The 9,153-nt window shown below is 73.6% G+C and carries 10 protein-coding genes; 7 read left to right on the top strand and 3 right to left on the bottom strand.

Annotated features, from left to right (window positions below):
- The 7 genes from AC3A3H_RS12025 to nagA (AC3A3H_RS11995) all read left to right on the top strand — a co-directional run.
- Positions 1-311 (top strand): PfkB family carbohydrate kinase (locus AC3A3H_RS12025; RefSeq protein ID WP_487614782.1); only part of this gene is annotated, 311 nt, incomplete at its 5' end.
- A gap of 23 nt (positions 312-334) precedes the next feature.
- Positions 335-1,207, top strand: a complete 873-nt coding sequence (locus AC3A3H_RS12020) for a class II fructose-bisphosphate aldolase (RefSeq protein WP_487614781.1) — start codon at positions 335-337, stop codon at positions 1,205-1,207.
- Positions 1,204-1,989, top strand: a complete 786-nt coding sequence (locus tag AC3A3H_RS12015) for a DeoR/GlpR family DNA-binding transcription regulator (protein WP_487614780.1) — start codon at positions 1,204-1,206, stop codon at positions 1,987-1,989. The genes AC3A3H_RS12020 and AC3A3H_RS12015 overlap by 4 nt, the downstream gene beginning before the upstream one ends.
- A 33-nt stretch (positions 1,990-2,022) precedes the next feature.
- On the top strand, positions 2,023-3,186 hold the full coding sequence (gene nagA, locus AC3A3H_RS12010; RefSeq protein ID WP_487614779.1) for an N-acetylglucosamine-6-phosphate deacetylase: 1,164 nt from the start codon (positions 2,023-2,025) through the stop codon (positions 3,184-3,186).
- A 39-nt stretch (positions 3,187-3,225) separates the two neighbouring features.
- Positions 3,226-4,110 carry a formyltetrahydrofolate deformylase gene (gene purU, locus AC3A3H_RS12005; protein WP_487614778.1) on the top strand — a complete coding sequence of 295 codons (885 nt, stop codon included), beginning with the start codon at positions 3,226-3,228 and terminating at the stop codon, positions 4,108-4,110.
- Positions 4,111-4,172: 62 nt separating this feature from the next.
- Entirely contained in the window at positions 4,173-4,535 is a 363-nt protein-coding gene (locus tag AC3A3H_RS12000; protein WP_487614777.1) for a YrdB family protein, read from the top strand.
- On the top strand, positions 4,532-5,683 hold the full coding sequence (nagA, locus tag AC3A3H_RS11995) for an N-acetylglucosamine-6-phosphate deacetylase (protein ID WP_487614776.1): 1,152 nt from the start codon (positions 4,532-4,534) through the stop codon (positions 5,681-5,683). Before AC3A3H_RS12000 ends, nagA (AC3A3H_RS11995) begins: the two co-directional genes overlap by 4 nt.
- Before the next feature lie 264 nt (positions 5,684-5,947).
- On the opposite strand, the gene AC3A3H_RS11990 is transcribed toward nagA (AC3A3H_RS11995), so the two are convergent.
- Genes AC3A3H_RS11990 through nagZ form a run of 3 tightly spaced genes read right to left on the bottom strand, consistent with a single transcriptional unit; the run spans position 5,948 to position 9,151 of the window.
- Positions 5,948-6,733, bottom strand: coding sequence for a glucosamine-6-phosphate deaminase (locus AC3A3H_RS11990; RefSeq protein ID WP_487614775.1), 786 nt, complete (start codon positions 6,731-6,733; stop codon positions 5,948-5,950).
- A complete protein-coding gene (locus AC3A3H_RS11985; protein ID WP_487614774.1) occupies positions 6,726-7,628 on the bottom strand; it encodes an ROK family protein in 903 nt (300 codons plus the stop codon). Before AC3A3H_RS11985 ends, AC3A3H_RS11990 begins: the two co-directional genes overlap by 8 nt.
- The gene (gene nagZ / locus AC3A3H_RS11980; RefSeq protein WP_487614773.1) at positions 7,625-9,151 is read right to left on the bottom strand and encodes a beta-N-acetylhexosaminidase; all 1,527 of its coding nucleotides are present in this window, start codon (positions 9,149-9,151) and stop codon (positions 7,625-7,627) included. The genes AC3A3H_RS11985 and nagZ overlap by 4 nt, the downstream gene beginning before the upstream one ends.
- Between the last annotated feature and the right edge of the window lie 2 nt (positions 9,152-9,153).

The following is a 9,153-nucleotide window of genomic DNA, read 5'->3' as shown; positions in this document are numbered from 1 at the left end:
CCGGCGCCCGCGCCCTGCTGGCGGCCGGCGCCGGGCTGGTGCTCGTCTCCCTGGGCGCCGACGGGATGCTCGCGGTCGACGACCGGACCGTGTGGTCGGCCCGGCTCCCCCGGCCCCTCGCCGGCAACGCGACGGGAGCGGGCGACGCCGCCGTCGCGGCGATCGCGACGGCCCTGTCCGCGGGCACGACCGACCCCGCCGTCATCGTGCGGCGGGCCACCGCCTGGTCGGCCGCCGCCGTCGCCGCCCCGCTCGCCGGCGAGCTGGACCCCGCCTACCCGGAGTACGAGGCGCGCCTCGTGACCGCCTGAACCGACCGCGATCGGAGCCGCGCATGCCCCTCGTCCCCACCCTCGACCTCCTGCACGCCGCGCTGGCCGCGCGCACCGGCATCGCCGCGTTCAACGTCATCCACCTGGAGACCGCCGAAGCGCTGGTCGCCGCCGCCGAGGAGACGCGCCGGCCCGTCATCCTGCAGATCTCGCAGAACTGCGCCGACTACCACGGCGGGCTGGACCCGATCGCGCGCGGCACCCTCGCCCTCGCCGCCGACTCCTCGGCCCACGTCGCGGTCCACCTCGATCACGCGGAGGACGCCGGGCTCACCCGGCAGGCCATCGACCTGGGGTTCGGCTCCGTCATGTTCGACGGGTCGAAGCTCCCCTACGACCGCAATGTCGCCGCCACCCTTCACGTCGTGGAGTACGCCCACGCCAACGACGTCTCGGTGGAGGCCGAGCTCGGCGAGATCGGCGGGAAGGACGGCGCGCACGCTCCGGGCGCCCGCACCGACCCCGCCGAGGCCCGCCGGTTCGTGACCGAGACCGGCGTCGACGCGCTGGCCGTCGCCGTCGGCAGCTCGCACGCGATGACCGAACGGACCGCGCTTCTCGACCTCGACCTCGTCGGCGCGCTGCGACACGCCGTAGCCGTTCCGCTGGTCCTGCACGGGTCCAGCGGGGTCGCGGATGAGACGATCGAGGCGGCGATCCGCTCCGGCATCACCAAGGTCAACGTCTCCACGCATCTGAACCGCTTCTTCACCGACGCGATCCGCGGCTACCTGCGCGCGAATCCCGATGTCGTGGACTCCCGGCGCTACGTGCGGGAGGGGCGTGCGGCGGTGGCGGCGGAGGCGGCGCGCCTGATGACCCTGTTCGACGTCGCCGCCGGCGCGGCGAGCGGAACGGAGACTGCAGAGCGATGAACAGAGCGGAACGGTTGAACGCCGTCCTCGACCTCCTGGCCGAGTCGGGCCAGGTGGACGTCGAGGACATCGTGGCGAAGCTCGACGTCTCGGCGGCGACCGCGCGGCGCGACCTCGATGCGCTCGCGTCGCAGCAGCTGCTGACCCGCACGCGCGGCGGGGCGGTCGGCCAGTCGGTCGCCTACGACCTGCCGATCCGCTACAAGCGGGAGCAGCACGCCCCCGAGAAGCTCCGGATCGCGCAGGCGGCGAGCGCACTCGTGCCGCGCGGGGCGGTCGTCGGGCTGTGCGGCGGCACGACGAGCACGGCCATCGCGACGGTGCTGGGCTCGCGGCCGGACCTGATGGAGCCCTCGCCGCATCCCAACCTCACGGTGGTCACCAACGCGATCAACATCGCCGCCCAGCTCGTGATGCGGCCCCAGATCAAGACCGTCGTCACCGGCGGGGTCGTGCACGCGCGCTCGTACGAGCTGGTGGGCCCGTACAGCGATGTGGTGCTGGAGAAGATCACGATGGACATCGCGTTCATCGGCGTCAACGGGATCGACTCCGTCGTCGGGGCGACGGTTCACGACGAGGGCGAGGCAAGCGTCAACTCGCTCCTGGCCCGCCGGGCGACCCGCGCGGTCGTCGTCGCCGACTCGAGCAAGATCGGCCGCAAGGCGTTCGCTACGCTCGGCGGTCCCAAGCTCCTCACCACGCTGATCACCGACGACGGGATCACGGCGGAGCAGCGGGCGGCGTTCGTGGAGGCCGGCTTCGAGGTCATCGTCGCGTGAAGCGCGTACTTGTCGTCGCGTAGTTTGGTCAGGATGTCCGCGCACGTTATCCACTCCGCCCGCCTCGTCAGCGAGGGCCGCACGACCCGCGACGCCTGGGTCCTCTTCGACGGTGGGCTCGTCGCGGCGACCGGCGTCGGCGACGGCTGGGTCGCCGCCGCGGCCGGGGACCCCGCTGCGGTGGTCACCGACGCGGACGGCGGCTGGCTGACCCCGGGATTCATCGACCTGCACGGCCACGGCGGCGGCGGCGCGGCGTTCGACGACGGCGCCGATGCGATCCGGACCGCGACCGCCCTCCACCAGCGCCACGGCACGACGCGGTTCGTCGTCTCGCTCGTGACTGCGACGGTGCCCGACCTGGCCGAACGCGCGCGCGACGTCGCGCGGCTGGCCGCGGAGGACCCGCGCATCCTCGGTTCGCACCTGGAGGGCCCCTTCCTCGACGCCGGCCACAAGGGCGCGCACGACCCGGCCCTGCTGCGCTCGGCGACGCCCGCCGACGTCGAGCGGCTGCTGGAGGCCGCCGACGGCACCCTGCGCCAGATCACCCTGGCCCCCGAGCTCCCGGGCGGCATGGCCGCGGTCCGCGCCTTCGCCGCGGCCGACGTCGCCGTCGCCGTGGGCCACACCGGCGCCGACTACGACCAGACCCGTGCCGCGTTCGACGCCGGCGCGAGCATCCTGACGCACGCCTTCAACGGCATGGACGGCCTCCACCACCGGGCGCCGGGCCCGGTCGCGGCAGCGACGCGCACGCCGGGGGTGACCGTGGAGGTCATCAACGACGGCATCCACGTGCACCCCGAGGTGGTCAGGATGGCGTTCGCCTCCGCCCCCGGCCGCGTCGCGCTGATCACGGACGCGATGGCGGCGGCGGGCGAGGCCGACGGCGACTACCTGCTCGGCACCCTCCGGGTCGAGGTGCGCTCCGGCGTCGCCCGCCTCGCCGACGGCGGCTCGATCGCGGGCTCCACGCTGACCCAGGACGCCGCGCTGCGCCGCGCGGTGCGCGAGGTGGGCGTGAGCGTGGAGGACGCGGTGCGCGCCCTCACCGAGACGCCGGCCGCGGCGATCGGCCGCGGCGCCGACCTGGGCCGCCTCGCCCCGGGGTACGCGGCCGACGCGGTGCTGCTCGACGACGACTTCCGGGTGCTGCAGGTGTGGACGGCGGGGGCGCCGGTCCCGCGTCAGTAGCGGGAACGACCGGACGCCGTGCCCCGCTACCCTGGACGGATGGACTCCACCGCCACGTCGAACCCCGCGACTGCCAGCTCGAACCACTGGGTGCTGACCTTCAGCTGCGCCGACCGTCCCGGCATCGTCCACGCGGTCTCCGGCGCCATCGTCGCGGCCCGCGGGAACATCACCGAGAGCCAGCAGTTCGCCAGCACCGACACCGGCCGGTTCTTCATGCGCCTGCAGGTGGAGTCCGCGGCCGACCGCGACGAGTTCGAGCGCGCGCTCGCCCCCGTGGTGGAACAGTTCGGGATGACGCACCGGGTGGACAACGTCGGGCGCCCGCTGCGCACCCTCGTGCTGGTCTCCACTGCCGCGCACTGCCTCAACGACCTGCTATTCCGGCAGCGCGCCGGTCAGCTCCCGGTCCGGATTCCGCTCGTGCTGTCGAACCACCCCAGCCTCGGCGACCTGGCCGGGTTCTACGGCGTCCCGTTCGAGTCCCAGGCCGTGACCGACCCGGAGTCCAAGGCCGCGTTCGAGGCGCGCGTCCTGGAGGCCGTCGAGGAGCACGACATCGAGCTGGTCGTTCTCGCGCGCTACATGCAGATCCTCTCCCCCGAGCTGTGCGAGAAGCTCGCCGGCCGGGCGATCAACATCCACCACTCCTTCCTCCCCGGGTTCAAGGGCGCCAACCCCTACCGTCAGGCCCACGCCCGCGGCGTCAAGCTGATCGGCGCCACCGCGCACTTCGTCACCAGCGACCTGGACGAGGGCCCGATCATCGAGCAGAACGTCGTCCGCGTCGACCACACCCGCAGCGTCCCCGAGCTGGTGGCGATCGGGCAGGACGAGGAGAGCCGCACGCTCACCCAGGCCGTCAAGTGGTTCGCGGAGGACCGCGTGCTGCTCGACGGGGCGCGCACCATCATCTTCCGCTGAGCGATCCTCCGCTCTTCTGCGGGCGCCCAGACAGCGCCGACGCGGATCGGTAGACTGGATCGGTGACCTCCACGCACGACGAGCAGACCCCGATCAAGGTCGGGCCCAACGACATCCTCCGCTTCGTGCTGGAGCTGTTCGCCATCGTCTCGCTGGGCATCTGGGGCTTCGCCGCCTGGCCGCTGCCGTGGAACATCGTCGTGGGCATCGGGGCGCCTGTGCTCGCGATCCTGCTCTGGGCGCTGTTCCGCTCCCCCAAGGCGGTGCTGCACGTCGACGCGTTCGTCAAGGCGCTCGTGGAGATCGTCGTGATGGGCTCCGCCGCCTTCGCCTGGTGGAGTCTGGGGCAGCCGATCGTCGCGCTGGTGTTCGCGGTCGTGGCGACCGTGAGCGGCGTCATCAACGGACGGCGCGAGTTCGCATGACCGGCGTCGTCGTCCATGACGCCCGCAAGGTGGATGCGAGCGGGCAGGTCGACGAGTTCTGGCTGGTCGCCGACGACGGCGCGATCGTCGCGACCGGGTCCGGCACCGGCTGGCACGCGGCCGCGCGCGACCCCGGGCGCGAGGTGGTCGACGCCGGCGGTCACTGGCTGACGCCGGGCTTCATCGACCTGCACTGCCACGGCGGCGGCGGCCACCCCTACGACGACGGGCCGGAGGAGATGCTCGCGGCCCTCGCCACGCACCGCGCGCACGGGACGACGCGGGCGCTCGTCTCGCACGTCGCGAATCCGCTGGCCTCCCTGCGCGAGAGCCTCGGCGTCGTTGCCGACCTGACGGCCGTCGACCCGATGGTGCTCGGCTCCCATCTCGAGGGGCCGTTCCTGGCCCGTGAACGCCGTGGCGGGCACGACGACGCCTTCCTGCGCGACCCGGGGCCCGAGATGGTGGAGGAGCTCATCGGCGCCGCGCGCGGTACGCTGCGCACCGCGACGATCGCGCCGGAACTGCCGAACGCGCTGGAGTCGATCGGCGTGCTCATCGAGGCCGGCGTCGTCGTCGGCATCGGCCACACGGCGGCCGACTACGACCAGGCGAAGCTCGCCTTCGAGGTCGGCGCCCGGCTGCTCGTGCACGCGTTCAACGCGATGAACGGCATCCACCACCGCGCACCAGGGCCGGTCATGGCGGCGATCGAGAACCCGGAGGTCACGCTCGAGCTCATCCTCGACGGCCTCCACGTGCACCCCTCGGTGGCGGGTCTGCTGTTCCGGGAGGCTCCGGGACGAGTCGCCCTGGTCACCGACGCGATGGCCGCCGCCGGTGCGTCCGACGGCGACTACCGTCTGGGCGGGCTGAACGTCAGCGTCCGCAACGGCCTGGCGGTGCTCTCCGGAACCACCACGATCGCCGGCTCGACCCTGACCCAGGACGCCGCCCTCCGCAACGCGATCACCCGGGTGGGCCTCGATCCCGTCACTGCGGTCACCGCGCTCACGGCGACCCCCGCGAAGGCGCTCGGCGAGTCGCACCGCCTCGGCCGCCTCCACGCCGGCTTCGCGGCCGACGCCGTCCTCCTCGACCACGACTGGCACGTCCAGCGCGTCCTGGCCGACGGCCGGCTCCTCTGACCCACCCCGGCAGCCCCCGGCGCGCGGCCACCCACCGCCGCCCTCCCGCACCCACCGGAGGACACCCACCCCTCCCGGCTGCGCAGCTCCTCCCCGAACTACCATCCGCACCTCCGTCAGCCCCATCTCCTCCGTAAGTGACACCTGTCGCTAGCGGAGGACATCCGGGCCGTGGGAGCCCCGAAACGCAGCGAACGGAGGAGCTGGCGCGGGATGAGGGCGGCAGGTCCTCCGTTCGGGACGGGCTTGGGACGGGGCGGGGCGTTACAGCTTCTGCCAGGCCGGTTTGTGGTCGTAGGCGTAGCGGTAGTAGTCGATGTTGCGCAGCCGGGTGGCAGCGGCCTCGTCCACCAGGACGGTGACGTGCGGGTGCAGCTGGATGGCCGAGCCCGGGTTGGAGGCCGACACCGGCCCCTCCACCGCGCCCGCCAATGCCTCCGCCTTGCCCTCCCCGAACGCCAGCAGCATCAGGTGCCGGGCGCGGAGGATGGTGGACAGCCCCTGGGTGATGCAGTGCATCGGCACGTCGTCCTCGCTGGCGAAGAAGCGCGCGTTGTCTTTGCGGGTCTGCTCGGTCAGCGTCTTCACCCGGGTGACCGACGCGAACGAGGAGCCGGGCTCGTTGAAGCCGATGTGGCCGTCGGTGCCGATGCCCAGAAGTTGCACGTCAACGCCGCCGGACTCCGCGATCGCCCGCTCGTAGTCGGCTCCGGCGTGCTCGATGGTCGCGATCGCCCCGTTCGGCACGTGGATGAGCGAGGGGGTGAGCCCCAGCGGCTCCACGACCTCCCGGGTGATCACCGAGCGGTAGGACTCGGGGTGCCCGGCCGGCAGGCCGACGTACTCATCCAGGGCGTACCCGCGCACGTGCGAGACGTCCGTGCCCGACGCCGCGATCCGCCGGGCCAGCGCCCGGTACACCGGCAGCGGGGTGGATCCGGTCGCCAGTCCCAGCACCGCATCCGGTTTCGCGGCGATCAGCGCCTGGATCGACTCCGCCGCGAGCTCGCCCGCCGCCTCCGCGTCCGCGACCACCACGACTTCAGCCATCAGTACCTCCAACGAGCGCCGCACCCAGCGCGGCGACAGGTGAACCTTCGGGGACGAGGCGCACCCGCCGGGACAGCGCGAGCGACGCGAGGAACGGTGACGTCTCCGCCCAGCCGTCGAGCACCTCGTGGACGTCGCAGAGCAGCCGGTCCCCGAGATGGCTGAGGCCGCCGCCGATCACCACGGTGTCGACGTCGACGGTCAGCACGAGGACCCGCATCGCTGCGGCGATGCCCTCCGCCAGCCTAGCGGCGATCGCCTTCGCCTCGCGGTCCCCGTCCGCCGCGGCCGCGAACAGCGCGCGGGCCGGGAGCGGGTCGTCCGTGCGCCACTGCCGGGCGATGCCCGAGCCGCTGGCCACCGTCTCCAGGCAGCCGCGCTGGCCGCAGCCGCACAGCGCGCCCGCGGGGTCGACCGGGAGGTGCCCGATCTCGCCCGCGACACCGCTGGCGCCGCGCCAGAGCCGGCCCTCCACGACGATGCCGGCGGCCATCCCGGTGCCGAGGTTGAGGTACGCCATCGTGCCGCCGAGACCGAGCAGGTGGAAGGCGCCGAGCGCCGCCGCCTTGACGTCGTTCTCGATCCGCACGTCGACGCCCAGCCGGCCCGCGAGTTCCCCGCCGAGCGCGAGCCGTTCCACGCCGAGGTTGACGGCGTGCGCGACGTGCCCGGAGGCGCGGTCGACCATCCCCGGGATGCCGATGCCGATCGAGGCGAAGGCGCCCGCCGGGAGACCGGTGAGCTCGCCGATCCGGGCCACCGCGGCGAGGGCCGTCTCCACGACGGCCGCGTGGCCGAAGCCCGTCGCCAGCCGGACCCGTTGCGCGAGGGCGCCGCCGTCGTCGACGGCGACGGCGTCGGTCTTGGTGCCGCCGATGTCGATGCCGAGTCTCACGGGGTGGACCCCGGCTCCCCGTCGAGCAGCTCGATGAGAGCGCGGCCGACCAGCCGGGAAGCGCCGAAGGTCGCGATGTCGGCGTACTGCCGGTCGTCGCCGGGCCAGCCCATGTCCACCACGAGCACGCTGTCCCGCTCGGCCCGCAGCCGGTCGATCGCCGCCCGGGCGAAGGCGTGCCGGTGGTTGTCCTTGCCGACCACGAGCACCGGCGACTTCGCGGCGAGCACGAGCTCGGGATGGTCGCCCTCGGTGAACACGACGAGCGGGTTGGCCGCGAACGCCGACGCGCCGCCCGGGCCGGCCGCGGCCTCTGCGAAGGGTCCCCACGGCGCCTCGCCGATCGCGATGTTGGCGACCGTGTCGATCCGTACCACGGAGTACCGGCCGTGGTGGGCGCGCAGCCAGGCGGCCGCGTGCCCGGAGATGTCGAACGCGTCGATCGCCCGTCGCACGTCGGCCGGGTCGAGCGCCCCGCCGCCCTCCCCCTGGCGCGGCGCGGCGCCGTCGGCGCGCACGTCCGCGGCCAGCGCGAGCACGCGCCCGGCGGCCTCCTCGATCCGGGACACGGCGACGCGCCCCTCGGCGACCGCCGCGACGACGGCGTCCTCGATCTCCGCGAGCTGCGCGTCGGTGTTCTCGGTGCCGATGCAGAGCAGGTCGCAGCCCGCGGCGAGCGCGAGCACCGCGGCCTCCGGGATGCCGCGCTCTCCGCTCGCGCCGTGCATGTCGAGCGCGTCGGTCACGACCACACCGCCGAAGCCCAGCTCGCCGCGCAGCAGGCCCTCCACGACGGTGCGGCTGAAGGTGGCCGGCAGGTCGGGGTCGATGCGCGGCAGGAGGATGTGGGAGGTCATCACCGTGCGGGCGCCGGCCGCGATGACGGCGCGGAACGGCTCCAGCTCGCGCTCGCGCAGCTGGTCGAGGGTCACGTCTACGACCGGGAGCTCGAGGTGTGAGTCCGCGGCGGTGTCTCCGTGCCCCGGGAAGTGCTTGGCGCACACGGCGACGCCCGCCGACTGGAGGCCTCGCGTCCACGCGGCGCCCTGCTCGGCGACCACCGCGGGCTGCGAGCCGAAGCTGCGCACGCCGATGACCGGGTTGTCCGCGTTGGAGTTGATGTCGACATCGGGCGCGAAGTCGAGGTTCACCCCGGCCGCGCGCAGCTCCGCGCCGACCCGGCCCGCGATCCGCTCGGTGTACGCCTCGTCGCCGAGCCGGCCGAGCACGCCGTTGCCGGGGAACGGCGAACCGGTCTCGTAATAGAGGCGGGTGACGTCGCCGCCCTCCTCGTCGATCGCGACGATCGCGTCCGGGTTGGCGGCGTGGATCGCGTCCGTCAGCTCCCGCAGCTGGGCGATGGACTCCACGTTCTGGCCGAACACGCACACTCCGCCGAGGCCGTTGCGCAGCCGCTCCTCCAGCCACGCGGGCAGCGTGGTCCCCGTGAAACCGGGGAGGAGGGCCGCCGCGATGCTGCGTCGGAGGGCGGTGTCGGTCGCGCTGGGCTCGGTGACCGACATCC

The organism is Leifsonia sp. Soil_N53 (genome assembly GCF_057655165.1).
Note: the sequence above shows the minus strand (reverse complement) of the source record. Positions and strands in the feature narration are given on the sequence as shown.